The following is a 25,896-nucleotide window of genomic DNA, read 5'->3' as shown; positions in this document are numbered from 1 at the left end:
ACTGTTACCTGCCTGGGTCAACTCCCTGGCGGTTCGGTACGGGCAAAACTGGCTCGCTGAAATAACGTCTCGACCAGTTTGACCAGTTTTGGCCGCGTCGCGCACCAGCCGGGCGCCACGCGACGAAAATTCAGATAAGCAATGGCGCAGGCGGCAGTAATGGTCGCCAGATTCAGCTCACCGTGACGCAAGGTACCGTCGGCGGCGTACCCTTCCAACATATCAAGGCCGCGGGCGATTTTTTCCCGCTGGCGGAGCAGTTCGGTTTCTGACTGCTGGGCCGCCGGACGCGCTTTTTCCCGCACTAGCGCGATCGCCGCCTCCATGATGCCGTCAGACAAGGCTTCCAGTTGGCGCATCTTCAGCGCCGCCAGAGGTTCCGCGGGCAGCATCGCCGGCGCGACGTTTAGCAGTTCCAGATATTGCGCAATAATGGGCGAATCAAACCAGCACGCGCCGTCATCGGTCAGCAACGCCGGGACTTTTCCCAGCGGGTTGTACTGCGCCACGCCGTTGACGTCGTTATAGGGGAATTCGTTCACAAACTCGAAGGGGATCGCCTTTTCCAGCAAGATAACGGAAATTTTGCGTACAAAAGGACTGGTATAGCTGCCGATCAGTTTCATTGCCTGCTCCTTTCGCCAACGAAAAGATCAGTATGGTTCAGGCGCAGGCAAATGGCAGGCGCGACGTTGTCTCAACCTGCCGCCGATCGCATTAATGATCGAGATAGAGGTAGTGCATCCAACTGGTCATGCGCAGCAGCACTTTTCTCATCACCGACACGTGGGTGAAATGGTCGGAATAGACCGCCACCTGGGCGTAAATGCCGTCGGGCAGCGCATCGACCTGCGCATCGGGATCCAGTTCAATTGTCGCCAGCACGCCATCGCTACCCGGCGTGACGCTCAGCGACTGCAGCGAACCCTGCGCCTGATAAGTCCCGCCCGGCACCACCGGCAATACGTTGACCAGTTTACCGTGGAATACCTGACCTGGCAGGGCGTTAAACACCGCTTCGGCATCATCGCCGGCCTCCAGCCTGAGCAACGAGTTCTGGCGGAACTGGGCGACAATTAGCCGTTTCTGTTGCGGAATAAAGACCATCACCGGGCGCAGCGGCAGCGACGCGGCGTAGGTTCCCGGGCGAATCAGCACCTGGGTAATGTAACCATCGCTCGGCGCCCGGACGGTGGTCTGATCGAGGTTATATTTCGCTTCCGCCAACTGCGCGCGCAGGCTCACCACCTGCGACTGTTCGCCATTCAGCGTGCTATCCAGCTGGCTCTGAATCTGCGCCTGCTCGGCAACCGAGGCTTTCACCAACGCATCCTGGGCAAGATAGTTTTGCCGCGCATTATCGATATCGCTTTCCGAAAATGGGTTGACCCGCGCCTGGCTGCCTTTCAAATAGCGCTGATAATCTTTATACAGCCGGTCGCGCTCGGCGGAGACGCGCACGGTGTTCGCCTGCGCTTCCTGCAGTTGGGCTTTCAGGGTATTGATACTGTGCAGAGCGGTGACCAGATCGGCCTGCAGCCTGTCGACACGAGCCTGGTAGCGCACCGGGTCGATAGTAAATAGTACCTCGCCCTTTTTCACCCGCTGGTTGGCTTTATCGGTCACGCTGCTAACAATGCCGGTAACCTGCGGCGTAATAGGAATGGAAATAACCGCTTTCTGCGCGGTAAAAGTATAAGGGTGGTTATAGTTCATTAATAAAATAAGCGCGCTAACAATAAATACGCCGCCCAGGGCCGCGGTCGGGACCGTCCATTTATTTACCGGAATACGGAATATTTTAAATACCGACCACGCAATGGCCACGTACGTCAAAATGATCAACAGGTCCATGATTATTTCTCCGTCGAGGATGGCGGCGCTGTCGGCTGCAGATGCGCGATTTTATGTTCGAGTTCAGCGATACGCTGATTGAGTTGCGCCAGCTCGCTGTCAGCGCCATCAGTCCCTGCTTCATTCGGCTTATGCTGCATTCCCCAGCCGCGCGCCGGCTGATAGAGAGTGGCCCAGATCCATAAAAATGGCCATATTACGTGCAGCGTAAACAGGCTGACCCACCCCGCGACGTGAATCGCATCGGAGTGCGGATGATTACGTTTCTTCGCAATCAGGTACGGAATATCGTGCAAAATAATAATCCCGTAAAAAATAACCAGGAAAACGAAGATTAGAACGCCCAGCGCAAAATAATTGAGAAACATAATTTCCTCGATTCACGCTAATAGATTATTGGAATTGTGAGCGCCGACGAAGCGGCGGCTGGCTGACAATTTGAGCATAATTCACCGTTTTCATTTCCGCCATCAGCGGCAAAAAATGTTCTTCGCGCAGGCGGGTTGCAAAGTTACATCGTTGGCCGCTGGGAAAGCAGAACCTGCGGCAGATCACACCTGGCGGAATTAAGCGCAAAATATTTTGTGATACTCATCACAAACAAATAACAAAATCGCAAAGGTATAATGTGACGAATATCACATAAATATGCGATTCAGGGGCTTTCATCGCCTGTTGTTGTTTTTTTACACATCATTTTTGTGATGACGATCACTACATATAAGTACCAGACACCTATATTTATGTGACCAAAATCACATAAAAAGCCGCTCGCTGGACAGCTTAACGATTCAGTGCCAGATTTCGCACTATCAATCAGGGTCCGGCTACCTCTGCCGCCACATTAACAACAAACCTCGGGCGTTCAGCCTGCGCGATAAGCAAAACAGAAGAAGGGGTGTTTTATGTCATCCGATATCAAGATCAAGGTGCAAAGCTTTGGTCGTTTCCTCAGCAATATGGTGATGCCGAATATCGGCGCGTTTATCGCGTGGGGGATTATCACCGCGTTATTTATCCCAACAGGGTGGTTGCCGAACGAGACGCTGGCGAAGCTGGTCGGCCCGATGATCACCTACCTGCTGCCGCTACTGATCGGTTATACCGGCGGTAAGCTGGTTGGCGGTGAACGCGGCGGCGTCGTCGGCGCTATCACCACCATGGGCGTTATTGTTGGCGCGGATATGCCGATGTTCCTCGGCTCAATGATCGCCGGCCCGCTCGGTGGCTACTGCATTAAGAAATTTGACGCCTGGGTAGACGGTAAGATCAAATCCGGTTTCGAAATGCTGGTGAATAACTTCTCCGCCGGCATCATCGGGATGATCCTTGCCATTCTGGCGTTCCTCGGCATCGGCCCGGCGGTTGAAGTGCTGTCAAAACTGCTGGCGGCTGGCGTTAACTTCATGGTGGCGCACGACATGCTGCCGCTGGCGTCTATCTTTGTTGAACCGGCGAAAATCCTGTTCCTCAATAACGCGATTAACCACGGTATCTTCTCGCCGCTGGGTATTCAGCAGTCCCATGAGCTTGGCAAATCCATCTTCTTCCTGATTGAAGCTAACCCGGGTCCGGGGATGGGCGTTCTGCTGGCGTACATGTTCTTTGGCCGCGGCAGCGCGAAGCAGTCTGCGGGCGGTGCGGCAATCATCCACTTCCTGGGCGGTATCCACGAAATTTACTTCCCGTACGTGCTGATGAACCCGCGTCTGATTCTGGCCGTTATCCTCGGCGGTATGACCGGTGTCTTCACCCTGACTATCCTCAACGGCGGCCTGGTTTCCCCGGCTTCCCCGGGTTCCATTCTGGCGGTACTGGCGATGACGCCAAAAGGCGCCTACTTCGCTAACATCGCGGCCATTATTGCGGCGATGGCGGTCTCCTTTATTGTCTCCGCCATTCTGCTGAAAACCAGCAAAGTGAAAGAAGAAGACGATATCGAAGCCGCAACCCGTCGCATGCACGACATGAAAGCCGAGTCCAAAGGCGCGGCGACGCCGCTGGCGGCGGGCGACGTGGCTAACGACCTTAGCCACGTGCGTAAAATCATCGTTGCCTGCGACGCCGGTATGGGTTCCAGCGCCATGGGCGCCGGGGTACTGCGTAAGAAAGTCCAGGATGCCGGACTGAGCAATATCTCTGTCACTAACAGCGCGATTAACAACCTGCCGCCGGATGTCGACCTGGTGATCACCCACCGCGACCTGACCGAGCGCGCCATGCGCCAGGTACCGCAGGCACAGCATATTTCGCTGACCAACTTCCTCGACAGCGGCCTGTATACCAGCCTGACCGAGCGTCTGGTAGCGGCGCAGCGCCACATCGACAACGAAGTAAAAGTCACCGATAGCCTGAAAGATAGCTTTGATAATACTGACAAAAACCTGTTCCAGCTGGGCGCGGATAACATCTTCCTCGGGCGCAAAGCGGCGACCAAAGAAGAGGCCATTCGCTTCGCCGGTGAACAACTGGTGAAAGGCGGATACGTTGAGCCGGAATACGTGCAGGCGATGCTCGACCGCGAGAAGCTGACCTCAACCTATCTTGGCGAATCTATCGCGGTACCGCACGGTACCATTGAAGCGAAAGACCGGGTACTGAAAACCGGCGTCGTCTTCTGCCAGTATCCGGAAGGCGTGCGCTTCGGCGAAGAAGAAGATGAAGTCGCGCGTCTGGTCATCGGTATCGCCGCCCGCAACAACGAACACATTCACGTTATCACCAGCCTGACTAACGCGCTGGATGATGAAACCGTGATTGAGCGGCTGGCGAAAACCACCAGCGTCGAAGAAGTCCTGTCGTTGCTGAATAAATAACCACAACGCTCCATTCCCTCTCCCTTTGGGAGAGGGTTGGGGTGAGGGAAAAGCCTCACCCCAGCCCTCTCAGGTAAAAACATTAATTGAAGGTTAATACTATGAAAGCATTACATTTTGGCGCAGGTAATATCGGACGTGGCTTCATTGGCAAACTGCTGGCTGACGCCGGTATCTCCCTTACGTTCGCCGATGTTAATCAGGTGGTCCTTGATGCCCTGAATGCCCGTCATAGCTATCAGGTCCACGTGGTGGGTGAAAACGAACAGGTTGATACCGTCTCCGGCGTGAATGCCGTCAGCAGCATTGGCGATGAGGTGGTGGATCTGATCGCCGATGTCGACCTGGTGACCACCGCGGTCGGCCCCGTCGTTCTGGAGCGTATCGCCCCTGCCATCGCCAAAGGCCTGGTGAAACGTAAAGCGCAGGGTATTGAACGCCCGCTGAATATCATCGCCTGCGAAAACATGGTACGCGGCACCAGCCAGCTGAAAGGCCATGTGTTTAACGCGCTGGCGGAAGAGGACAAAGCGTGGGTTGAAGCGCATATCGGCTTCGTCGACTCCGCCGTAGACCGCATCGTGCCGCCGTCGGCTTCCGCCACCCACGATCCGCTGGAAGTCACCGTTGAAACCTTCAGCGAATGGATTGTGGATAAAACCCAGTTTAAGGGCGAGCTGCCGAACATCCCAGGAATGGAATTAACCGATAACCTGATGGCATTTGTCGAGCGTAAGCTATTCACCTTAAACACCGGGCATGCTATAACCGCCTACCTCGGGAAACTGGCGGGCCATCAAACGATTCGCGACGCGATTCTCGATGAGCACATTCGCGCCGTCGTGAAAGGCGCAATGGAAGAGAGCGGCGCGGTGCTGATTAAACGCTACAGCTTTGATGCGCAGAAACACGCGGCTTATATCCAGAAGATCCTCGGTCGCTTTGAGAACCCGTATCTGAAAGATGATGTGGAGCGCGTCGGCCGCCAGCCGCTGCGTAAATTGAGCGCGGGCGATCGTTTGATCAAGCCGCTGCTTGGCACGCTGGAATACGGCCTGCCGCACCGGAATCTGGTAAAAGGGATTGCCGCGGCCATGCATTTCCGCAGCGAAGACGATCCGCAGGCTCAGGAACTGGCGGCGCTGATTGCCGAAAAAGGGCCACAGGCCGCGCTGGCGCAGATTTCCGGTCTGGATGCGGCAAGCGCTGTAGTGTCGGAGGCCGTTAACGACTACAACGCGGTAAAATGATGTACAACCTGGCGCGGCCGATGCCGCGCCCAATACCACTCCTGTCAGATATGCAGGCAATAATGGAAGAAACACAGGCATTTGAAAACCGCGTACTTGAGCGTTTAAATGCTGGTAAGACCGTAAGAAGTTTCCTGATAGCCGCCGTCGAACTCCTGACGGAGGCGGTCAATATTCTGGTGCTTCAGGTATTCCGCAAAGACGATTACGCGGTGAAATACGCAGTGGAGCCATTGCTGGACGGCAGTGGGCCGCTGGGCGATCTTTCCGTACGCCTGAAGCTTATCTACGGCCTTGGGGTGATAAGCCGCGCCGAATACGAAGATGCCGAGCTATTGATGGCCTTGCGTGAAGAGCTCAATCATGACGGCAATGAGTACGCTTTCACCGACGATGAAATTCTCGGGCCGTTAGGCGAGCTGCACTGCGTCGCCGCGCTTCCGCCAACGCCGCTGTTTGATGAGAGCGATAAGGAACTGCTGGCAATGCAGAAACTGCGCTACCAGCAGATGATACGTTCTACGATGGTGTTGTCTCTGACTGAGCTGATTTCCCGAATCAGCTTAAAAAAAGCCTTCCAGAAATCAACGCTCTGACTCCGCTTCTTGCTGGTCGCACGTCGGCCGGTACAGCTGCCGGTAATACTCCAGACGACTCAGAAATAGCGCTTTTTTATCCTCAGGAATATCGCGCGGTATCCGCTGTAAACGCGGGCATTTTTTCAGATATTCCATAAACGCCTGGCTCGAGGCCATGAAATCTACCGTTTTATCAATGATACGTGGTACGCCGTCGCCGATTTTCGCCATCACGCTCTCCTCTGTTCAGGGGGATCTTATTAAGGATTGGCGAAAAAAAGGGAGCAAGTTGAGGAAAACGTGCTGAATGGTCGTCAGGCTTCACAAAAATGATAAACAGCTTAATTAAAATTACAATATCGCTACTATTCAGATAGTTATAATGTATCAGGTCTCATGCTTACGGCGGTGAAGCCACGAGTATTTCGATAAAAAACTATCAACAAAGGCCCGCCCGGCCCATACTATGTAACGTCGAAGCCCTTTTATTCACAGATAAAATTACCATGAAAGAAGTCGAAAAGAATGAAATCAAGCGTTTGAGCGACCGTCTCGACGCCATCCGCCACCAGCAGGCCGACCTGTCGCTGGTCGAAGCCGCCGATAAATACGCGGAGCTGGAAAAAGAAAAAGCGACCCTGGAAACGGAAATCGAACGCCTGCGTTCCGTTCAGTCGCAGAAGCTGAGCAAAGAAGCGCAGAAACTGATGAGCATGCCGCACCGCCGCGCCATCACCAAAAAAGAGCAGGCCGATATGGGCAAGCTGAAGAAAAGCGTGCGCGGACTGGTTGTCGTCCATCCGATGACCGCGCTGGGCCGCGAAATGGGCCTCAAAGAGATGACCGGCTTCGCGAAGAGCGAGTTTTAATCTTTTGCCCGCTGTGAGTTCATCGTCTATTACCCGGTAGCCCTGCCGGGCCGTGAACTCACAGCCAATTTCCCCTTCCTTGCCAAATTGGCCCAACCAATTATTTCTTAAACCGTCAATCGGTTCACATATCCATCACTTTGCATCACAAACGCGTTGCTATGCCATAACATTTGGTTAACCATCAATTGTCGTTAACCCTACAATCGCAATTTGGCTGGGCCAATTTTACAAACGGTGTGATCGGCAATGGGCGCAGACCCAACCTGATGCACTGGATGTGGCCCGATGGAGACCTGCATGAACCTCTGGCAACAAAATTACGATCCGGCTGGTAATATCTGGCTATCGAGCCTTATCGCCTCACTGCCGATTCTGTTTTTCTTTTTCGCCCTGATTAAGCTCAAGCTTAAAGGCTATATCGCCGCCACCTGGACCGTAGCCATCGCGCTGCTTGTCGCCCTGCTGTTCTACAAAATGCCGGTCGATCGCGCCTTATCGTCGGTGGTATACGGCTTCTTCTACGGCCTGTGGCCTATCGCGTGGATTATTATCGCCGCGGTCTTCGTCTATAAAATCTCGGTAAAGACCGGGCAGTTCGACATTATCCGCTCGTCGATTCTTTCGATTACACCGGATCAGCGCCTGCAGATGCTGATTGTCGGCTTCTCCTTCGGCGCCTTCCTCGAAGGGGCCGCCGGTTTCGGCGCGCCGGTGGCGATCACCGCCGCGCTGCTGGTTGGGCTCGGCTTCAATCCGCTATACGCCGCCGGGCTGTGCCTGATTGTTAACACCGCGCCGGTGGCCTTCGGCGCCATGGGGATCCCGATTCTGGTCGCCGGCCAGGTGACCGGCATCGATAGCTTCGCCATCGGCCAGATGGTTGGCCGCCAACTGCCGTTCCTGACCATTATCGTGCTGTTCTGGATCATGGCAATTATGGACGGCTGGCGCGGGGTGAAAGAGACGTGGCCTGCGGTGATGGTCGCAGGCGGCTCGTTCGCTATCGCGCAGTACCTCAGCTCTAACTTCCTCGGCCCGGAACTGCCGGACATCATCTCTTCGCTGGTGTCGCTGGTATGCCTGACGCTGTTCCTCAAGCGCTGGCAGCCGGTACGTATCTTCCGCTTTGGCGATATGGGCGCCGCGCAGGTTGATCAAACGCTGGCGCGCACGCATTACACCGCCGGTCAGGTCATTCGCGCCTGGTCGCCGTTCCTGTTCCTCACCGCCACCGTCACCCTGTGGAGCGTACCGCCGTTTAAAGCGCTGTTTGCGCCGGGCGGGGCGATGTATGACTTCGTGGTTAACATCCCGGTACCGTTCCTCGACAAAATGGTCGCCCGTATGCCGCCGGTGGTGAGCGCCGCGACGCCGTACGCCGCGGTGTACAAATTCGACTGGCTGTCGGCGACCGGCACCGCCATCCTGTTCGCCGCTATACTGTCTATCGTCTGGTTGCGTATGAAGCCAAAGGATGCGCTGACCACCTTCGCCGGGACGTTGAAAGAGCTGGCGCTGCCGATTTACTCCATCGGTATGGTGCTGGCGTTCGCCTTTATCTCGAACTACTCCGGGCTGTCATCGACGCTGGCGTTGGCGCTGGCGCATACCGGCCACGCGTTTACCTTCTTCTCGCCGTTCCTCGGCTGGCTGGGGGTTTTCCTGACCGGTTCAGATACCTCGTCTAACGCGCTATTCGCCGCGCTGCAGGCGACGGCTGCCCAGCAAATCGGCGTCTCCGATATTCTGCTGGTCGCCGCGAATACCACCGGTGGGGTGACAGGCAAGATGATTTCGCCCCAATCGATCGCCATTGCCTGCGCCGCGGTAGGCCTGGTGGGTAAAGAGTCGGACCTGTTCCGCTTTACCGTCAAGCACAGCCTGATATTCACCTGCATGGTGGGCCTGATTACCACCCTGCAGGCTTATGTCTTAACCTGGATGATTCCGTGAAAGTGATGCCAAAACGCCTGGCTGACGACGTCGCAAATCGCGTCCGGGCGCTGATAGAAGAACAACAGCTGGAGGCGGGCATGCGTTTGCCCGCCGAGCGCCAGCTTGCCGTCCAGCTCGGTGTTTCACGCAATTCGCTGCGTGAAGCGCTGGCGATGCTGGTCAACGAAGGGGTGCTGCTTAGCCGTCGCGGCGGCGGCACCTTCGTGCGCTGGCAGCATGAGCCCTGGTCGGAGCAAAACATCGTCCAGCCGCTGAAAACGCTGCTCGCCGACGACCCCGACTACAGTTTTGATATTCTCGAAGCCCGCCACGCTATTGAAGCCAGCACCGCCTGGCATGCGGCGATGCGGGCCACCGACGCCGAAAAAGAAAAAATCCGCCTCTGTTTTGAAGCCACCCTCAGCGATGACCCGGATCTCGCCTCACAGGCGGATGTTCGCTTCCACCTGGCGATCGCTGAAGCCTCACATAATGTGGTGCTGCTGCAAACCATGCGCGGTTTCTTCGAGCTTCTGCAATCCTCGGTGAAGCAGAGCCGCCAGCGCATGTATCTGGTGCCGCCGGTGTTCGCGCGTCTGACCGAACAACATCAGGCGGTAATGGAAGCGATCTTCGCTGGCGACGCGGAAGGCGCCCGCCAGGCGATGATGGCCCACCTCGGTTTTGTCCACGCCACCATTAAACGTTTTGATGAAGACCAGGCCCGCCAGGCGCGTATTACCCGCCTGCCCGGTGACCACAATGAAAATTCCAGGGAGAACTCGTGATGATTATTTCCGCCGCCAGCGACTATCGCGCCGCCGCACAGCGTATCCTGCCACCATTTCTGTTCCACTATATCGACGGCGGCGCCTACGCCGAACATACCCTGCGCCGCAACGTTGAAGACCTCTCCGACGTGGCGCTACGCCAGCGCATTCTGCGCAATATGTCGGATCTGAGCCTGGAGACCACGTTATTCAACGAAAAGCTGGCGATGCCAACGGCGCTGGCGCCGGTCGGGCTGTGCGGTATGTACGCGCGCCGCGGCGAAGTGCAGGCAGCGGGCGCGGCGGACGACAAAGGCATCCCGTTTACCCTCTCTACCGTTTCTGTTTGCCCGATTGAAGAGGTCGCCCCGACCATCAAACGCCCGATGTGGTTCCAGCTGTATGTCCTGCGCGATCGCGGATTTATGCGCAATGCGCTGGAGCGCGCCAAAGCCGCAGGCTGCTCCACGCTGGTCTTTACCGTGGATATGCCGACCCCCGGCGCGCGCTATCGCGACGCCCATTCTGGCATGAGCGGCCCAAACGCCGCCATGCGCCGCTACTGGCAGGCCGTCACTCATCCGCAGTGGGCATGGGACGTCGGTCTCAACGGCCGCCCGCACGACCTGGGCAATATCTCCGCCTACCTCGGCAAACCGACCGGGCTTGAGGATTACATCGGCTGGCTGGCGAATAATTTCGATCCGTCGATTTCATGGAAAGACCTGGAGTGGATCCGCGACTTCTGGGACGGCCCGATGGTGATCAAAGGGATCCTCGACCCGGAGGACGCCCGCGATGCGGTACGCTTCGGCGCTGACGGCATTGTCGTCTCCAACCACGGCGGCCGCCAGCTTGACGGCGTGCTCTCTTCCGCCCGCGCCCTGCCCGCCATTGCCGATGCGGTTAAAGGCGACATCACTATTCTCGCCGACAGCGGTATCCGCAACGGTCTCGACGTGGTGCGGATGATCGCCCTTGGCGCCGACAGCGTGCTGCTGGGCCGCGCATATCTGTACGCGCTGGCGACTCACGGCAAGCAGGGGGTGGCGAATCTGCTCAACCTTATCGAGAAAGAGATGAAAGTGGCGATGACGCTGACCGGGGCGAAATCCATCAGTGAAATCAGCCGCGATTCGCTGGTGCAGAATGCCGAAGCGCTGCAGACCTTCGATGCGCTCAAGCAGGGCAACGCCGCGTAATTCCCCGCGTTTTCCCTTACGCCGCCTCTGCTGTAATCGGTTTTCTCTCCCTCCCTCAGGGAGAGGGTCGGGGTGAGGGTTCAACAAATATCTGCTATTCTGCCCCCCGCTATTAAGGGGGCAGTATGCTGAACATCGTGTTATTCGAACCAGAAATCCCGCCGAACACCGGCAATATCATCCGCCTGTGCGCCAACACCGGCTTCAATTTACATATCATTGAGCCAATGGGCTTTACCTGGGACGATAAACGCCTGAGACGCGCCGGGTTGGATTATCACGAGTTCACCGCCGTACAGCGCCACGCGGATTATGCGGCGTTCATCGCCAGCGCGAAGCCACAGCGCCTGTTCGCCCTCACCACCAAAGGCACGCCCGCCCACAGCGCGGTAAGCTATCAGGATGGTGATTTCTTGATGTTTGGTCCGGAAACGCGCGGCCTGCCGGCCAGCATCCTCGATGCCCTGCCGGCGGAGCAAAAAATCCGTATTCCGATGATGCCGGACAGCCGCAGCATGAACCTGTCAAACGCGGTGTCGGTGGTGGTGTATGAAGCCTGGCGCCAGTTAGGATACCCTGGCGCCGTGTTGCGCAGCTAACCTGAGTGGGTCCCGGATTGTGGCGCGCTGCGCCTTATCCGGGCTACTCGCGCTACAACCGCATCAATACTGCCTGAAACTGCCGGTGTTGGTGGCCTCAAAATCGCTGAGACGTTCCCGGAAGGCCGGGGCAGCCCGCATGGATGCGGGCTGAGGGCCGTGTTTTGCACGGACGCTGCCTCGGCCCGACCCGAAGCCTTCAGGGATAAGTCGAAGGTACCACGAAGTGGCGATTTTGGCGGCCAGAGCCCGGGAGTACAGAGGGCGGCGGCGACTGGCCGCCCTCTGTGCGCTCCCTGCGCCATGAAAGACATAACGCAGAAGAAATATCGGGAGCGCAATGTGCTCGGAAACAGCACAGAACAACCGTTTATCCAGGAGCGAAACAGTTGCAAAGTGATAGCTGATATCTACATTTTTGAGCTTCGCGGCGGCAAATGGCAATACATCAAATCCCGTCGCCGTACTCGAAAGTATGGTGAATCCCATTAAAATGCTGATCCATATCCATCGCCGGCTTGTCGCTCTCCGGCTTGCCGACGATGCGCGCCGGTACGCCTGCGGCGGTGGTATGCGGTGGCACAGGTTGCAGTACCACGGAGCCGGCGCCAATCTTCGCCCCGCGCCCGACTTCGATATTGCCGAGGATCTTCGCCCCGGCGCCAATCATCACGCCTTCGCGAATTTTCGGGTGACGGTCGCCGCTGGTTTTACCGGTACCGCCGAGGGTCACAGACTGCAGGATGGATACGTCGTCTTCAATCACCGCCGTTTCACCGACCACGATACCGGTGGCGTGGTCGAGCATGATCCCACGGCCAATCTTCGCCGCCGGATGGATATCGACCTGGAAAGAGACGGAGACCTGGTTTTGCAGGAAAATAGCCAGCGCGCGGCGACCCTGATTCCACAGCCAGTGGCCGATACGATAGGCCTGCAGCGCATGGAAGCCTTTCAGGTACAACAGCGGCGTTGAGTATTTATCGACCGCAGGGTCACGGGTACGTACCGCCTGGATATCACAGGCGGCGGAAGCGATCATCTCCGGGTCAGCGGCATAGGCCTCTTCCACCACTTCGCGAATAGCGATAGCAGGCATAATCGGCGAGGCCAGCTTATTCGCCAGCATATAGCTCAGGGCGCTGCCCAGATTTTCGTGCTTGAGTAGCGTTGCGTGGTAAAAACTGGCGAGCATCGGCTCACAGTCGGCCAAAGCCCGGGCTTCGGCTTTAATATTGTTCCAGACGATATCCAGTTCTTCACACGGCATTGCATACTCCAGACGATAAGAATTATGACCGGTCAGTTCTTCGCTGACCGGGTCATACAGGTAACAGACTTTCCCTGCGGCTAGTTGGCGCTGCGTTCGTCCTTGCGTGCGCGACCCAATAAGGTCAATGCTGCCTCGCGCGCAATTTTTCCGCAATACAATACCTGATAAATTTCCTCGGTTATTGGCATTTCGACGCCTAAACGCTGCGCCAGAACGCGAACCTCTTTGGTATTGCGATAGCCTTCAACCACCTGGCCAATCTTGTCCTGCGCGCTTTGCACGTCCATGCCCTGTCCGAGCATCATGCCAAAACGGCGGTTTCGCGATTGGTTATCGGTACAAGTCAGTACCAGGTCGCCCAACCCGGCCATGCCCATGAAGGTTTCCGGATCGGCGCCTAGCGCCGCGCCGAGACGGGACATTTCCACCAGCCCACGGGTGATCAACGCCGTACGCGCATTCGCGCCAAAGCCGATGCCGTCAGACATCCCGGCGCCGATGGCGATAACGTTTTTCACCGCGCCGCCCAACTGCACGCCGATAAAATCCGGGTTGATGTAGACGCGGAAGCTTTTACCGCAGTGCAGCAAGCGCTGAAGGTCTTCTGCAAACTGCGGATCCGTCGCCGCCAGCGAAATCGCCGTCGGCAGGCCGGCGGCCAGCTCTTTGGCAAAAGTCGGACCGGAGATGACCGCTAATGGGATGTCATCGCCCAGCGCTTCACGCGCCACGTCCTGCAGCAGACGGCCGGTTTCGGCCTCCAGACCTTTCGTCGCCCACACCAGACGCGCATCGGAACGCATCAGCGGTTTAATCTGGCGCAGAACCTGGCCGAAGACGTGGCTCGGCACCACCACGAGGATATCGCGGCTGGCGGCCAGCGCCGTCGCTAAATCGCTCTCAAGGCGCAGCGTGTCCGGGAAGGGCACATCGGGAAGGAACGCGGCGTTGCAGCGATCGTGTTGCAGCGTCGCGATATGTTTCGGGTCATGGCCCCAAAGTACGACCTCGTGGCCATTTCTTGCCAGGGTGATGGCAAGAGCGGTGCCGTAAGAACCGGCACCGATCACAGTCATTGCAGCATTAAGCGCGTTCATCAGGCATCCTGATGTTGTTCAGCACCTTCGCCAGCCTGCTGTTGCAGATAGTTCATAAACAGCGCGTCAAAGTTCACCGGCGCAAGGTTCAGTTGCGGGAAGGTGCCGCGGGAAACCAGGCTGGTAACGGTCTCGCGAGCGTACGGGAACAGAATGTTCGGGCAGTACGCGCCGAGGCAGTGCGCCATCTGGTTGCCATCGATGCCGTCGATGGAGAAGATACCGCCCTGCTGTACTTCGCACAGGAATGCGGTTTCTTCGCCCAGCGATGCCGTTACGGTGACACGCAGCACCACTTCATAAACGCCTTCAGCCAGTTGGCTGGAAGCGGTATCCAGATCAAGTTTAACTTCCGGCTGCCAATCTTTCTGGAAAACTTGCGGCGCATTTGGCGCTTCGAAGGAAACGTCTTTGGTGTAGATGCGCTGAATCTGGAAAGTCATTTCGGTGCTGTTTTGTTCTGACATAGTAAAACCCTTTCGTGTTGTCCTTAAATACGCGCCCCTGGATGGGGAAAGCGTAAAAATTAGCGCAAGAGGGGATCAAGTCCACCACGTGAATCAAGCGCATACAAGTCGTCACAGCCGCCAATGTGCTGCGCATCAATAAAAATCTGCGGAACCGTCGTCCGGCCGCTGCGCTGGATCATCTCTTCACGCTTTGCGGCATCGCCATCGATAGGCAGTTCGTTGAACGTCACGCCCTTGCTGTTCAGCAGCGCTTTAGCGCGGATGCAGAACGGGCAGGTCGCTTTGGTATAGATCTCAATATTGGCCATGACTCACTCCTGTTTTTACCCCGAGGGATTTTACGCCGCAGAGGCTCCCCGCCGCCTGAGAGGTTATCGGGGGAACCGCTGCGCCATAACGACGCGGGGGTAAATTATTTGCCGCGTACCAGCGGAAGGTTCTCGCCGCTCCAGCCTGCGATACCTTCTTTCAGTACAAAGACTTTTTCGAATCCGGCTTTATTCAGCAGGCTGGCAGGTTCTTGCGCCTGCATGCCGGACCCATCCACAACAATAATGGGTTGTGCTTTGTGTTTTTCCAACTCGCCGACGTTATTTGCTTTGATATCGGCAGGCAGCAGGTTGATAGCGCCGGCGATATGGCCTTTACGGAAGTCGTCACGCTGACGCAGGTCGACAACAACGGCTTCTTCTTTGTTGATAAGACGCGTCGCTTCACCACGAGTAATGACTTTAACTTTTGACATCAAGCCTTTAAAGGTGGTGAACAGTACCGCACCCAGCAGCGCGATCCACGCGATGCTCAGGACCGGGTGACGGCCGATGAATTGCATAATTTCTTGCATGGGGGGTTACAACTCCCGACTAAGTGATAAAAAAACCAGGGAAGGAGTATACCTGTGCATTGCGGCAAATACAGCCAGTGAGCGCGATGTAATGTATTTTCTGCGGCCCGTCACGAAAAAAAAACCGACTTCGCCATCGACTGTGGCGTCACCCCTTCCCTTTCTTTGATCTTTTACGGTGATTTGATCGATTCAGCTGTAGTAAAATTACGCAAATTTTCTGTCTTTGAGCATGAGGTTGTCGCAATGTCGGTTACTAAAAAACCTATGGTACTGGTGATTCTGGATGGCTACGGCTACCGTGAAGACCAGCAGGATAACGCCATTTATAGCGCGAAAACGCCGGTAATGGACGCACTGTGGGCAAAACGCCCGCACACCCTGATTGATGCATCCGGTCTGGAAGTCGGCCTGCCTGACCGCCAGATGGGTAACTCCGAAGTGGGTCACGTAAACCTCGGCGCGGGCCGTATCGTGTATCAGGATCTGACCCGTCTGGATGTTGAAATCAAAGAACGCACCTTCTTTGCCAACCCGGTGCTGACCGGCGCGGTCGACAAAGCCGTCGCCGCCGGTAAAGCGGTACACATCATGGGCCTGATGTCGCCTGGCGGCGTTCACAGCCACGAAGACCACATCATGGCGATGGTAGAACTGGCCGCCGAACGCGGCGCAGAGAAAATCTATCTGCACGCTTTCCTCGATGGCCGCGACACGCCGCCGCGCAGCGCTGAAGCCACGCTGGCTAAATTCGAAGCTAAATTCACCGCGCTGGGCAAAGGCCGTATCGCCTCTATCATTGGCCGCTACTACGCCATGGACCGCGACAACCGCTGGGATCGCGTAGAACAAGCCTATGACCTGATGACGCTGGCCAAAGGTGAATTCCAGGCCGACACCGCCGTGGCTGGCCTGCAGGCAGCCTACGCGCGTGACGAAAACGACGAGTTCGTCAAAGCGACCGTTATCCGCGCCGCCGGCCAGGCCGATGCCGCAATGGAAGACGGCGACGCGCTGATCTTCATGAACTTCCGCGCTGACCGCGCGCGCGAAATCACCCGCGCCTTCGTTAACGCCGACTTCGACGGCTTCGCGCGTAAGAAAGTGGTTAACCTCGATTTCGTGATGCTGACCGAATACGCCGCCGACATCAAAGTCGCTTGCGCGTATCCACCAGCCTCACTGGTTAACACTTTCGGCGAGTGGATGGCGAAGCACGACAAAACCCAGCTGCGCATCTCCGAAACCGAGAAATATGCGCACGTGACCTTCTTCTTTAATGGCGGGGTAGAAAATCCGTTTAAAGGCGAAGACCGTATTCTGATTAACTCGCCGAAGGTCGCCACTTACGACCTGCAGCCGGAAATGAGCTCCGCCGAGCTGACCGAGAAACTGGTTGCGGCCATCAAAGGCGGTCAGTATGACACCATCATCTGCAACTACCCGAACGGCGATATGGTAGGCCATACCGGGGTGATGGAAGCCGCCGTGAAAGCGGTTGAAGCGCTGGATCACTGCATTGAGCAAGTGGCCGCGGCCGTTGAATCCGTCGGCGGCCAGCTGCTGATCACCGCCGACCACGGCAACGCCGAACAGATGCGCGATCCGGCGACCGGACAGGCGCACACCGCGCATACTAACCTGCCGGTTCCGCTGATCTACGTTGGCGACAAAACGGTGAAAGTGGCCGAAGGCGGCAAGCTTTCCGACATCGCGCCAACCATGCTGTCGCTAATGGGAATGGAAATCCCGCAAGAGATGACTGGCAAGCCGCTGTTCATCGTGGAATAATCCTTCCCCATGAGGGGAAAGGCGACTTATTCAAATACATGGATCGCAACGGCTGTTCGATCCGTTCTTTACGCCAGCGCGCTTAGCGCTGGCGTATTGCTGTGCGCCGCATCCGCTCACGCCGATGACCGCGACCAGCTGAAATCCATTCAGGCCGATATCGCCGCCAAACAGCGCGCGATTCAGCAACAGCAGCAGCAACGCTCCTCTCTGCTGGCCCAGCTAAAAGCGCAGGAAGAAGCGATCTCCGCCGCCGCGCGCAAACTTCGTGAAACTCAGGATACCCTCAACCAGCTCAATAAGCAGATTGACGACATGAACGCGTCTATCGCTAAGCTGGAGCGCCAGCGCGCCTCCCAGGAACGGAATCTCGCCGCGCAGCTCGACGCCGCGTTCCGCCAGGGGCCGCACACCGGCATGCAGATGATCCTCAGCGGTGAAGAGGGGCAGCGTAACCAGCGCCTGCAGGCCTATTTTGGTTACTTTAACCAGGCCCGTCAGGAAACCATCGCCCAGCTCAAGCAGACGCGCGAAGAAGTCGCGGTGCAGAAATCGATGCTGGAAGAAAAACAAAGCCAGCAGCAAACGCTGGTTTACGAGCAAAAAGCGCAGCAGGCCAAGCTTGAGCAGGCGCGCAACGAGCGTAAAAAGACGCTCTCCAGCCTCGAATCCTCCATTCAGAAAGGCCAACAGCAGCTCAGCGAACTGCGCGCTAACGAATCGCGCCTGCGCGGCCGCATCGCCCAAGCGGAAGCGGCAGCCAAAGCCCGCGCCGACCGCGAAGCTCGTGATGCCCAGGCGGTACGTGACCGCCAGCAGGAGGCCTCGCGCAAAGGCACCACCTATAAACCAACCGAAAGCGAACGTTCGCTGATGTCGCGAACCGGCGGCCTCGGCGCGCCGCGCGGGCAGGCCTTCTGGCCGGTACGCGGAACAATTCTTCATCGTTATGGCGAACAGCTGCAAGGTGAACTACGTTGGAAAGGGATGGTTATCGCTGCGTCTGAAGGCACCGAAGTCAAAGCCATTGCCGATGGCCGGGTGATCCTCGCCGACTGGCTACAGGGCTACGGCCTGGTGGTGGTCGTTGAACACGGCAAAGGCGACATGAGTCTTTACGGCTATAACCAAAGCGCGCTGGTTAGCGTCGGTACCCAGGTCCGCGCGGGCCAGGCTATCGCGCTGGTAGGCAGTAGCGGCGGTCAGGGTCGTCCGTCGCTCTATTTCGAAATTCGCCGCCAGGGTCAGGCGGTCAATCCACAGCCGTGGTTGGGAAGATAAGTTTTGCTTCAATTTCGCATGATTGCACTTGCTGTAGCCGGTTCGCTGGCTATGGCTACGCCGGTTTTTGCCGGTAAACTCTCTATCGTTATCGATGATTTCGGCTATCGCCCGCAGACGGAAAATAAGGTGCTGGCGCTGCCGCCCACCATCTCCGTCGCCGTACTGCCGAATGCCCCCCACGCCCGGGAAATGGCCACTAAAGCGCATAATCTGGGCCATGAAGTGCTGATCCATCTGCCGATGGCGCCGCTCAGCAAGCAACCGCTGGAAAAAGACACGCTGCGCCCGGATATGAGCAGCGATGAGATCGAACGTATTATCCGTGAGGCTTACGGGAAAGTGCCTTACGCCGTCGGGCTGAACAACCACATGGGTAGCGCCATGACCTCAAACCTGTTCGGCATGCAGAAGGTGATGCAGGCGCTGGAACGCTACAATCTCTATTTTCTCGATAGCGTGACCATCGGCAACACCCAGGCCATGCGCGCCGCCCAGGGTACCGGCGTGAAGGTGATTAAACGCAAAGTGTTTCTCGACGACACCCAGAACGAGGCGGACATCCGCACTCAGTTCAATCGCGCCATCGCGCTGGCGCGGCGTAATGGTTCGGCAATCGCCATTGGTCACCCACACCCTTCAACGGTACGGGTACTACAGCAAATGGTTTATAACCTGCCGCCGGATATCACGCTGGTGCGCCCGAGCAGCCTGCTGAACGAACCGCAGGTCGACAACTCGACGCCGAACACGCCCGTCCAACCAAACGCGCCGCAACAGCAGAAGCCGCGTAACCCGTTCCACGGTGTGAAGTACTGCAAACCGAAGCGTCCACTGGAGCCGGTGAACGCCAGCCGCTTCTTTAGCATCCTCAGCGAAAGCATCAGCCAGAGCGCGCTGGTCCAGTATTACCAGCTGAAATGGCAGGGCTGGGACAGCCCCACCAACTAATCTTCATCAGGGATCCGTGCGCTTCTCCGTCACGGTTCCCTGCTGCTTACCATTGTAGGCATACCAGGCTTTAAAATACTTCATGAAGCTGTACAAGGTGGCGTACAAACCGGTTACGGCCCCCACCTTGCCGCTACGCCAGGCGCCGCTGAATAAATACCACTTAAAAAACGCGCCGATGGCGCTGATAATCCCGCGGCTGAGCGACGGCCTGACCTTCTGCATCTTCACCAGCCGGGTGGTATAGCTGTTGAGCTTGTTAAACACTTCATGCAGTGAATAGAAGGTATCGTGGCGGACAAAGCCCGGCAGCCTGGTCGACGTCAGATGGCCGACCACCTGATCGTCTACCGGACGCTGGTTAAAACTGGCCCGCTGGCGGTTGAACAGACGTACCGGGTAATCCGGCGATGAGATGGGATAGATGGTCCGCACCTGTTCGCCAAGCACGAACCAGTAGCGCGGCAAGCGCCACGCGCAGCTCGGATCCGGCTCCTCTCCCGCCTTAAGCGCCAGAATCGCCGCAACCACTTCATCATCGAGGATTTCGTCGCTATCCATGCACAGCACCCAGTCATGAGTCGCCAGCGAGGTCGCATAGTTCATCTGCATGCCGTGGGCGGCATAGGGGTGATGGTGAACCGTTAAGCCAAACTGCTGACATATCTGTAGCGTTTCATCCGTACTGCCGGAATCAACGACAATAAACTCATCTGCCACCCGCAACAACGGCGGCAATACTTCCCGTAATAAGCGGGCCGAATTACAGGTCAGCAAGCATACTGAGAGTTTAAACATAGTGTTTATGCGATTAAACGAAGAGTAAACTAACTGTATAAACGAATAGGTAAAAAATCGATGCAGAAATAGTGCGATAGATACGTATTATTTTAGAAATGTTATCCAAATCTAAATAAATCTACCTCGCGATAAATTTTAGCCACTTTCATCTTTTCTTCGGCTATCAATTATCTGGTTTCAGATGACTTACCCTGATGTACCCTCGTTTTTCACTCATACCATCCGTTTTGCTGTCATCGTAAAGGGCGGCATAGACCCAGAACTTGTTGATAGTACGTATTTTAATCACCACGTCATCACGCATAACGGAATATGTATTATTCGCATTATCATCTGGCCACTCTTTAAAAGAATCTTTATTCCATTCATGATGTAAATGGTAAGTCGTTAACCAGGGATAGCGTCCGTCCCCGCCGCAGGAGATCTGCGCATTCATATCGTCCATATTGGGTAATGGTTTATTTTGCGAGGGAATAAAAGAAAGCAATAAGGCGCTATAGTTCTCACTGTTGCATTCGGCATACTGCGCGACATTATTAACCAACAGACTGCCCGACTGGTTAACATGCCACTCGCGAAACCTGATAAAATTCTCCGGGATCTCACTAAAATTCTGGCGAATAAACGCCAGTTGTTCTTTCATCGTGCCTTTCATATAAATATGGATAACTTTTTTTAAGTTACCCTGGTCATCAAGCCAATAATAGCGAAATCCGAGGGCAGGAACATTAATGGTAGCATTATCACTCCATTGCGCTTTCCAGTAGGCTTGCAGCACGCCATGCTCAAGCCTTTGTTCAGCCAAAATGCCAAAGCTCATAAAAAGCAGTAGCACCGGTAAGATAATATTCTTCAATCGCCAAAGACGGCTAATAAAAATAGAGAGGGCCATATATCTCATCCTTGTTATATGAAGATATGGCAGAATATAAATAAACCCGACACCAGTTCAATAGTGACCGTAGTAATAACAATAACTTTATTATCGATATATATGAAAAGGATAAGCTGCCCATGATTCATGGGCAGCAAGAATGCTTATTATCGTCATCCTGACGATAATTCGCTTAATCCCAGCTCAGTACCACTTTGCCAGACTGGCCGGAGCGCATCGCGTCAAAGCCTTTCTGGAAGTCATCAATACCGAAACGGTGGGTGATAATCGGCGAAAGATCGAGGCCAGACTGGATCAGCGCCGCCATCTTATACCAGGTTTCAAACATTTCGCGGCCGTAAATCCCTTTGATAAACAGCCCCTTGAATATAACCTTGGTCCAGTCGATAGACATATCCGACGGAGGAATACCCAGCATCGCAATACGTCCGCCGTGGTTCATGGTATCAAGCATGGTACGAAACGCCGGCGGCGCGCCGGACATCTCCAGACCCACGTCGAAGCCTTCAGTCATCCCCAGCTCGGCCATCACGTCGTTAAGATTCTCTTTAGCGACGTTAACCGCGCGGGTGACGCCCATTTTACGCGCCAGCTCCAGACGATATTCGTTAACATCGGTAATCACCACGTTACGCGCGCCGACATGTTTCGCCACCGCCGCGGCCATCACGCCGATCGGGCCAGCGCCGGAAACCAGAACATCTTCACCGACCAGGTCGAAGGAAAGCGCGGTATGCACAGCGTTGCCGAACGGGTCGAAGATGGATGCCAGGTCGTCGGAGATATTATCCGGGATTTTGAAAGCGTTGAAGGCCGGGATCACCAGATATTCAGCGAAACAGCCCGGGCGGTTTACCCCCACGCCGATGGTATTACGGCACAGATGGGTACGACCGCCACGGCAGTTGCGGCAATGTCCGCAGGTGATATGCCCTTCGCCGGAAACGCGATCGCCAAGCTTAAAGCCGCGAACTTCCTGACCGATACCCACGACTTCGCCAACGTACTCATGCCCCACCACCATCGGAACCGGAATGGTTTTCTGCGACCATTCGTCCCAGTTATAGATGTGCACGTCGGTACCGCAAATCGCGGTCTTACGGATTTTAATCAGCAGATCGTTATGGCCGACTTCCGGTTCCGGTACGTCGGTCATCCAGATGCCTTCTTCCGCTTTCAGTTTGGATAACGCTTTCATCTCACACCCTTATTAGGCGATGACGCCCAGTTGTTTGCCGATGCGGGTAAAGGCTTCCACCGCACGTTCAATTTGTTCAGGGGTATGCGCCGCCGACATCTGGGTGCGAATACGCGCCTGGCCTTTTGGAACCACCGGATAGAAGAAACCGGTGACGTAAATACCTTCTTTCTGCAGTTCACGCGCGAATTCCTGCGCGATGGTGGCTTCACCGAGCATCACCGGGATGATCGCGTGGTCGGCGCCTGCGAGGGTAAAGCCTGCGGCGGTCATTTTTTCGCGGAACAGGCGCGCGTTAGCCCACAGGCGATCGCGCAGTTCGCTGCCCGCTTCCACCATCTCCAGCACCTTGATGGAAGCGGCGACGATGGCCGGCGCCAGGGAGTTGGAGAACAGATAAGGACGGGAACGCTGGCGCAGCCACTCAACGACTTCTTTGCGCGCGGCGGTGTAACCGCCTGACGCGCCGCCCAGCGCTTTACCCAACGTACCGGTGATGATGTCGACGCGGCCCATCACGTCGCAATATTCATGGGAACCGCGGCCATTTTCGCCGACAAAGCCCACGGCGTGAGAATCATCGACCATCACCAGCGCATCATATTTATCCGCCAGGTCACAGACGCCTTTCAGGTTGGCGATCACCCCGTCCATCGAGAAAACGCCATCGGTGGCGATCAGCACGTGGCGAGCGCCAGCTTCGCGCGCTTCTTTCAGACGCGCTTCCAGCTCCTGCATATCGTTGTTGGCATAGCGGAAACGCTTCGCTTTACACAGGCGCACGCCGTCGATGATCGACGCATGGTTCAGCGCATCAGAGATAATAGCGTCTTCCGGCCCCAGCAGCGTTTCAAACAGGCCGCCGTTGGCATCAAAGCAAGAGGAGTAGAGAATCGCGTCTTCCATACCGAGGAAATCCGCCAGTTTTTTCTCAAGCTGCTTATGCGTGTCCTGGGTACCGCAGATGAAGCGCACCGAGGCCATCCCGAAGCCGTGGCTGTCCATGCCGGATTTCGCCGCGGCGATCAGTTCCGGGTGGTTCGCCAGGCCCAGATAGTTGTTGGCGCAGAAGTTAATGACGTGGCTGTCGCCGACGGTGATGTCCGCCTGCTGAGCCGAAGTAATGATACGTTCTTCTTTAAACAACCCTTCCGCGCGCGCGGTATCCAGGTCATTGGTTAACTGTTTGTAGAAATCACCACGCATTGCAACTCTCCAGATTCGGCAAAATTTGGCACATATTACCCAAAGCTATACGTTGATACGAGATGATGCATGCCTGAATGAATTATTTGCAGCATAAATCACGCGTGGCCAGCACCTTTTCGGCGAATGGCTGAAGCCTTTCGGATGTAGTGATATGATATGAGTATTCGTGTCCGGATTGTCTCCGGACCCTCTACTTCAAAGGTACAGTTATGATCATCGTAACCGGCGGCGCAGGCTTTATCGGCAGCAACATCGTTAAAGCCCTGAATGACAAAGGCATCACCGATATTCTGGTTGTAGACAATCTGAAAGACGGCACCAAATTCGTAAACCTGGTGGATCTGGACATCGCTGACTACATGGATAAAGAAGATTTTCTGATCCAGATTATGGCTGGCGAAGAGTTCGGCGAGGTCGAAGCGGTATTCCACGAAGGCGCCTGCTCTTCCACCACCGAGTGGGACGGCAAGTATGTGATGGATAACAACTATCAGTACTCCAAAGAGGTGCTGCACTACTGCCTGGAGCGTGAAATCCCGTTCCTGTACGCCTCTTCCGCCGCCACCTACGGCGGGCGCACCAGCGACTTTATCGAATCCCGCGAATTCGAAAAACCGCTGAACGTCTACGGCTACTCAAAATTCCTGTTCGACGAATACGTCCGTCAGATCCTGCCGGAAGCAGATTCGCAGATCGTCGGCTTCCGTTATTTCAACGTCTACGGGCCGCGCGAAGGCCACAAAGGCAGCATGGCGAGCGTGGCCTTCCACCTCAATACCCAGTTGAATAATGGCGAAAATCCGAAACTGTTCGAAGGCAGCGATGGATTCAAACGCGACTTCGTCTATGTCGGCGACGTCGCCGCGGTGAACCTGTGGTTCTGGGAAAATGGTGTTTCCGGTATCTTCAACCTCGGTACTGGCCGCGCGGAATCCTTCCAGGCCGTCGCCGATGCGACCCTGGCGTACCATAAGAAAGGCAGCATTGAGTACATCCCGTTCCCGGACAAACTGAAAGGCCGCTACCAGGCATTCACCCAGGCCGATCTGACTAACCTGCGTAAAGCGGGCTATGACAAACCGTTCAAAACCGTTGCCGAAGGCGTAACGGAATATATGGCCTGGCTCAACCGCGACGCGTAAGAAACAAGCATGAAAATATTGGTGATAGGCCCGTCTTGGGTGGGCGACATGATGATGTCGCAAAGTCTTTATCGTACGCTCAGGGCGCGCTATCCCCAGGCGATTATCGACGTGATGGCACCGGCATGGTGCCGTCCGTTGTTATCGCGCATGCCGGAAGTCAATGAAGCGATTGCCATGCCGCTGGGCCACGGCGCGCTGGCTATCGGCGAACGCCGCAAACTCGGCCACAGCCTGCGCGATCGTCGTTACGATCGCGCTTATGTGCTGCCGAATTCGTTTAAATCGGCATTGGTGCCTTTCTTTGCCAACATCCCGCTGCGCACCGGCTGGCGCGGCGAAATGCGCTACGGCCTGCTCAACGACGCCCGCGTGCTGGATAAAGACGCCTGGCCGCTGATGGTGGAGCGCTACGTAGCGCTGGCCTACGACAACGGCGTCATGCGCTGCGCTAAAGACCTTCCACAGCCGCTGCTGTGGCCGCACCTGCAGGTCAACGACGGCGAAAAATCACAGGCCTGCAACGCCTTTAATCTCTCAAACGATCGGCCAATTATCGGCTTCTGCCCCGGCGCAGAATTCGGCCCTGCAAAACGCTGGCCGCATTATCACTACGCCGCGCTGGCGAAAAAGCTCATTGACGATGGTTATCAGATAGCGCTCTTCGGCTCAGCAAAAGATAACGATGCCGGCAAAGAGATCATCGCCGCGCTCAGCAGCGAGCAGCAGGCCTGGTGCCGTAATCTGGCTGGCGAAACCCAGCTGGAACAGGCCGTGATCCTGATTGCCGCCTGTCAGGCCGTGGTCAGCAACGATTCGGGGCTGATGCACGTCGCCGCCGCCCTGGACCGCCCGCTGGTGGCGCTGTACGGCCCGAGCAGCCCGGACTTTACCCCGCCGCTGTCGCACAAAGCACGGGTTATTCGCCTGATTAGCGGCTACCACAAAGTGCGCAAAGGGGATGCCGCTGAAGGTTATCATCAGAGCCTGATCGACATCACTCCAGAACGCGTCCTGCAGGAGCTGAACGAACTGTTAGCGGAAAAAACCGAGCACGAGGAAGCGTAA

At 56.1% G+C, this 25,896-nt stretch carries 26 protein-coding genes; 13 read left to right on the top strand and 13 right to left on the bottom strand.

Annotated features, from left to right (window positions below; all coding sequences use genetic code 11):
• Positions 1–17: 17 nt before the first annotated feature.
• The 3 genes from ABLU80_RS10990 to ABLU80_RS10980 form a co-directional block, all read right to left on the bottom strand.
• A complete protein-coding gene (locus ABLU80_RS10990) occupies positions 18–626 on the bottom strand; it encodes a glutathione S-transferase (protein ID WP_032709384.1) in 609 nt (202 codons plus the stop codon).
• A 91-nt stretch (positions 627–717) separates the two neighbouring features.
• Entirely contained in the window at positions 718–1,854 is a 1,137-nt protein-coding gene (locus ABLU80_RS10985) for an HlyD family secretion protein (protein ID WP_348849968.1), read from the bottom strand.
• A gap of 2 nt (positions 1,855–1,856) precedes the next feature.
• Complete coding sequence (locus ABLU80_RS10980; protein WP_015369192.1) at positions 1,857–2,222, bottom strand: DUF3302 domain-containing protein; 366 nt, start codon at positions 2,220–2,222, stop codon at positions 1,857–1,859.
• A 537-nt stretch (positions 2,223–2,759) separates the two neighbouring features.
• On the opposite strand from ABLU80_RS10980, the gene mtlA reads away from it, so the two are divergent.
• The 3 genes from mtlA to mtlR all read left to right on the top strand — a co-directional run bounded on the left by mtlA (position 2,760) and on the right by mtlR (position 6,516).
• The gene (gene mtlA / locus ABLU80_RS10975) at positions 2,760–4,670 is read left to right on the top strand and encodes a PTS mannitol transporter subunit IICBA (RefSeq protein WP_015369190.1); all 1,911 of its coding nucleotides are present in this window, start codon (positions 2,760–2,762) and stop codon (positions 4,668–4,670) included.
• A 101-nt stretch (positions 4,671–4,771) separates the two neighbouring features.
• Complete coding sequence (mtlD, locus tag ABLU80_RS10970) at positions 4,772–5,920, top strand: mannitol-1-phosphate 5-dehydrogenase (protein ID WP_213796188.1); 1,149 nt, start codon at positions 4,772–4,774, stop codon at positions 5,918–5,920.
• On the top strand, positions 5,920–6,516 hold the full coding sequence (mtlR, locus tag ABLU80_RS10965) for a mannitol operon repressor MtlR (RefSeq protein ID WP_116299764.1): 597 nt from the start codon (positions 5,920–5,922) through the stop codon (positions 6,514–6,516). Before mtlD ends, mtlR begins: the two co-directional genes overlap by 1 nt.
• On the opposite strand, the gene ABLU80_RS10960 is transcribed toward mtlR, so the two are convergent.
• Positions 6,505–6,729 carry a hypothetical protein gene (locus ABLU80_RS10960; protein WP_015369187.1) on the bottom strand — a complete coding sequence of 75 codons (225 nt, stop codon included), beginning with the start codon at positions 6,727–6,729 and terminating at the stop codon, positions 6,505–6,507. The genes mtlR and ABLU80_RS10960 overlap by 12 nt on opposite strands.
• A 275-nt stretch (positions 6,730–7,004) precedes the next feature.
• Here ABLU80_RS10960 and ABLU80_RS10955 point away from each other — a divergent pair, with 275 nt between their 5' ends.
• The 5 genes from ABLU80_RS10955 (at position 7,005) to trmL (ending at position 11,876) form a co-directional block, all read left to right on the top strand.
• On the top strand, positions 7,005–7,367 hold the full coding sequence (locus ABLU80_RS10955; protein WP_015369186.1) for a YibL family ribosome-associated protein: 363 nt from the start codon (positions 7,005–7,007) through the stop codon (positions 7,365–7,367).
• Between the two features lie 300 nt (positions 7,368–7,667).
• Positions 7,668–9,323: an L-lactate permease gene (lldP, locus tag ABLU80_RS10950; protein WP_015369185.1), complete on the top strand. Its 1,656-nt coding sequence runs from the start codon at positions 7,668–7,670 to the stop codon at positions 9,321–9,323.
• Positions 9,320–10,093 (top strand): transcriptional regulator LldR, encoded by a 774-nt coding sequence (gene lldR / locus ABLU80_RS10945; protein ID WP_015369184.1) that lies wholly within the window; start codon positions 9,320–9,322, stop codon positions 10,091–10,093. The genes lldP and lldR overlap by 4 nt, the downstream gene beginning before the upstream one ends.
• Positions 10,093–11,277 (top strand): FMN-dependent L-lactate dehydrogenase LldD, encoded by a 1,185-nt coding sequence (gene lldD / locus ABLU80_RS10940; RefSeq protein WP_015369183.1) that lies wholly within the window; start codon positions 10,093–10,095, stop codon positions 11,275–11,277. Before lldR ends, lldD begins: the two co-directional genes overlap by 1 nt.
• Positions 11,278–11,402: 125 nt before the next feature.
• On the top strand, positions 11,403–11,876 hold the full coding sequence (trmL, locus tag ABLU80_RS10935) for a tRNA (uridine(34)/cytosine(34)/5-carboxymethylaminomethyluridine(34)-2'-O)-methyltransferase TrmL (protein WP_045359275.1): 474 nt from the start codon (positions 11,403–11,405) through the stop codon (positions 11,874–11,876).
• 448 nt (positions 11,877–12,324) lie between these two features.
• Here the strand turns inward: trmL and cysE are convergent, their stop codons facing one another.
• The 5 genes from cysE to ABLU80_RS10910 all read right to left on the bottom strand — a co-directional run bounded on the left by cysE (position 12,325) and on the right by ABLU80_RS10910 (position 15,560).
• Positions 12,325–13,146: a serine O-acetyltransferase gene (cysE, locus tag ABLU80_RS10930; protein ID WP_004106845.1), complete on the bottom strand. Its 822-nt coding sequence runs from the start codon at positions 13,144–13,146 to the stop codon at positions 12,325–12,327.
• Between the two features lie 80 nt (positions 13,147–13,226).
• A complete protein-coding gene (gene gpsA, locus ABLU80_RS10925) occupies positions 13,227–14,246 on the bottom strand; it encodes an NAD(P)H-dependent glycerol-3-phosphate dehydrogenase (RefSeq protein WP_015369181.1) in 1,020 nt (339 codons plus the stop codon).
• Complete coding sequence (secB, locus tag ABLU80_RS10920; RefSeq protein ID WP_015369180.1) at positions 14,246–14,713, bottom strand: protein-export chaperone SecB; 468 nt, start codon at positions 14,711–14,713, stop codon at positions 14,246–14,248. The genes gpsA and secB overlap by 1 nt, the downstream gene beginning before the upstream one ends.
• 59 nt (positions 14,714–14,772) lie before the next feature.
• A complete protein-coding gene (gene grxC, locus ABLU80_RS10915; RefSeq protein WP_015369179.1) occupies positions 14,773–15,024 on the bottom strand; it encodes a glutaredoxin 3 in 252 nt (83 codons plus the stop codon).
• Between the two features lie 104 nt (positions 15,025–15,128).
• Positions 15,129–15,560 (bottom strand): rhodanese-like domain-containing protein, encoded by a 432-nt coding sequence (locus tag ABLU80_RS10910; protein WP_015369178.1) that lies wholly within the window; start codon positions 15,558–15,560, stop codon positions 15,129–15,131.
• Positions 15,561–15,806: 246 nt separating this feature from the next.
• Here ABLU80_RS10910 and gpmM point away from each other — a divergent pair, with 246 nt between their 5' ends.
• The 3 genes from gpmM to ABLU80_RS10895 are packed head-to-tail and all read left to right on the top strand — an operon-like array spanning position 15,807 to position 19,583.
• Positions 15,807–17,351, top strand: coding sequence for a 2,3-bisphosphoglycerate-independent phosphoglycerate mutase (gpmM, locus tag ABLU80_RS10905; protein WP_015703792.1), 1,545 nt, complete (start codon positions 15,807–15,809; stop codon positions 17,349–17,351).
• Positions 17,352–17,360: 9 nt separating this feature from the next.
• A complete protein-coding gene (gene envC / locus ABLU80_RS10900; protein ID WP_020077691.1) occupies positions 17,361–18,632 on the top strand; it encodes a murein hydrolase activator EnvC in 1,272 nt (423 codons plus the stop codon).
• Positions 18,633–18,635: 3 nt separating this feature from the next.
• Positions 18,636–19,583, top strand: a complete 948-nt coding sequence (locus ABLU80_RS10895) for a divergent polysaccharide deacetylase family protein (RefSeq protein ID WP_348849967.1) — start codon at positions 18,636–18,638, stop codon at positions 19,581–19,583.
• A 6-nt stretch (positions 19,584–19,589) separates the two neighbouring features.
• On the opposite strand, the gene ABLU80_RS10890 is transcribed toward ABLU80_RS10895, so the two are convergent.
• The 4 genes from ABLU80_RS10890 to kbl all read right to left on the bottom strand — a co-directional run bounded on the left by ABLU80_RS10890 (position 19,590) and on the right by kbl (position 23,683).
• Positions 19,590–20,381, bottom strand: a complete 792-nt coding sequence (locus ABLU80_RS10890; RefSeq protein ID WP_032715316.1) for a glycosyltransferase family 2 protein — start codon at positions 20,379–20,381, stop codon at positions 19,590–19,592.
• A 166-nt stretch (positions 20,382–20,547) separates the two neighbouring features.
• Positions 20,548–21,276, bottom strand: coding sequence for a hypothetical protein (locus ABLU80_RS10885; protein WP_063446305.1), 729 nt, complete (start codon positions 21,274–21,276; stop codon positions 20,548–20,550).
• A gap of 175 nt (positions 21,277–21,451) precedes the next feature.
• Positions 21,452–22,477, bottom strand: coding sequence for an L-threonine 3-dehydrogenase (gene tdh, locus ABLU80_RS10880; protein WP_015369171.1), 1,026 nt, complete (start codon positions 22,475–22,477; stop codon positions 21,452–21,454).
• A 12-nt stretch (positions 22,478–22,489) separates the two neighbouring features.
• The gene (kbl, locus tag ABLU80_RS10875) at positions 22,490–23,683 is read right to left on the bottom strand and encodes a glycine C-acetyltransferase (protein ID WP_015703795.1); all 1,194 of its coding nucleotides are present in this window, start codon (positions 23,681–23,683) and stop codon (positions 22,490–22,492) included.
• A 212-nt stretch (positions 23,684–23,895) separates the two neighbouring features.
• On the opposite strand from kbl, the gene rfaD reads away from it, so the two are divergent.
• Positions 23,896–24,828, top strand: coding sequence for an ADP-glyceromanno-heptose 6-epimerase (gene rfaD, locus ABLU80_RS10870; RefSeq protein ID WP_015369169.1), 933 nt, complete (start codon positions 23,896–23,898; stop codon positions 24,826–24,828).
• Positions 24,829–24,837: 9 nt separating this feature from the next.
• Positions 24,838–25,896 carry an ADP-heptose--LPS heptosyltransferase RfaF gene (gene rfaF, locus ABLU80_RS10865; protein ID WP_020077687.1) on the top strand — a complete coding sequence of 353 codons (1,059 nt, stop codon included), beginning with the start codon at positions 24,838–24,840 and terminating at the stop codon, positions 25,894–25,896.

Source organism: Klebsiella sp. CN_Kp104 (assembly GCF_040064515.1).
Classification (GTDB): Bacteria; Pseudomonadota; Gammaproteobacteria; order Enterobacterales; family Enterobacteriaceae; genus Klebsiella; species Klebsiella aerogenes.
The sequence above is the reverse complement of the archived record's forward strand: the minus strand, read 5'-3'. Positions and strand labels throughout refer to the sequence as shown.

Coding starts and splice junctions, on each gene's coding strand:
- ABLU80_RS10990 (WP_032709384.1), bottom strand. CDS start 626: ATGAAACTGATCGGCAGCTATACCAGTCCTTTTGTACGCAAAATTTCC.
- ABLU80_RS10985 (WP_348849968.1), bottom strand. CDS start 1,854: ATGGACCTGTTGATCATTTTGACGTACGTGGCCATTGCGTGGTCGGTA.
- ABLU80_RS10980 (WP_015369192.1), bottom strand. CDS start 2,222: ATGTTTCTCAATTATTTTGCGCTGGGCGTTCTAATCTTCGTTTTCCTG.
- mtlA (WP_015369190.1), top strand. CDS start 2,760: ATGTCATCCGATATCAAGATCAAGGTGCAAAGCTTTGGTCGTTTCCTC.
- mtlD (WP_213796188.1), top strand. CDS start 4,772: ATGAAAGCATTACATTTTGGCGCAGGTAATATCGGACGTGGCTTCATT.
- mtlR (WP_116299764.1), top strand. CDS start 5,920: ATGTACAACCTGGCGCGGCCGATGCCGCGCCCAATACCACTCCTGTCA.
- ABLU80_RS10960 (WP_015369187.1), bottom strand. CDS start 6,729: ATGGCGAAAATCGGCGACGGCGTACCACGTATCATTGATAAAACGGTA.
- ABLU80_RS10955 (WP_015369186.1), top strand. CDS start 7,005: ATGAAAGAAGTCGAAAAGAATGAAATCAAGCGTTTGAGCGACCGTCTC.
- lldP (WP_015369185.1), top strand. CDS start 7,668: ATGAACCTCTGGCAACAAAATTACGATCCGGCTGGTAATATCTGGCTA.
- lldD (WP_015369183.1), top strand. CDS start 10,093: ATGATTATTTCCGCCGCCAGCGACTATCGCGCCGCCGCACAGCGTATC.
- trmL (WP_045359275.1), top strand. CDS start 11,403: ATGCTGAACATCGTGTTATTCGAACCAGAAATCCCGCCGAACACCGGC.
- cysE (WP_004106845.1), bottom strand. CDS start 13,146: ATGCCGTGTGAAGAACTGGATATCGTCTGGAACAATATTAAAGCCGAA.
- gpsA (WP_015369181.1), bottom strand. CDS start 14,246: ATGAACGCGCTTAATGCTGCAATGACTGTGATCGGTGCCGGTTCTTAC.
- secB (WP_015369180.1), bottom strand. CDS start 14,713: ATGTCAGAACAAAACAGCACCGAAATGACTTTCCAGATTCAGCGCATC.
- grxC (WP_015369179.1), bottom strand. CDS start 15,024: ATGGCCAATATTGAGATCTATACCAAAGCGACCTGCCCGTTCTGCATC.
- ABLU80_RS10910 (WP_015369178.1), bottom strand. CDS start 15,560: ATGCAAGAAATTATGCAATTCATCGGCCGTCACCCGGTCCTGAGCATC.
- gpmM (WP_015703792.1), top strand. CDS start 15,807: ATGTCGGTTACTAAAAAACCTATGGTACTGGTGATTCTGGATGGCTAC.
- envC (WP_020077691.1), top strand. CDS start 17,361: ATGAGGGGAAAGGCGACTTATTCAAATACATGGATCGCAACGGCTGTT.
- ABLU80_RS10890 (WP_032715316.1), bottom strand. CDS start 20,381: ATGTTTAAACTCTCAGTATGCTTGCTGACCTGTAATTCGGCCCGCTTA.
- ABLU80_RS10885 (WP_063446305.1), bottom strand. CDS start 21,276: ATGGCCCTCTCTATTTTTATTAGCCGTCTTTGGCGATTGAAGAATATT.
- tdh (WP_015369171.1), bottom strand. CDS start 22,477: ATGAAAGCGTTATCCAAACTGAAAGCGGAAGAAGGCATCTGGATGACC.
- kbl (WP_015703795.1), bottom strand. CDS start 23,683: ATGCGTGGTGATTTCTACAAACAGTTAACCAATGACCTGGATACCGCG.
- rfaD (WP_015369169.1), top strand. CDS start 23,896: ATGATCATCGTAACCGGCGGCGCAGGCTTTATCGGCAGCAACATCGTT.
- rfaF (WP_020077687.1), top strand. CDS start 24,838: ATGAAAATATTGGTGATAGGCCCGTCTTGGGTGGGCGACATGATGATG.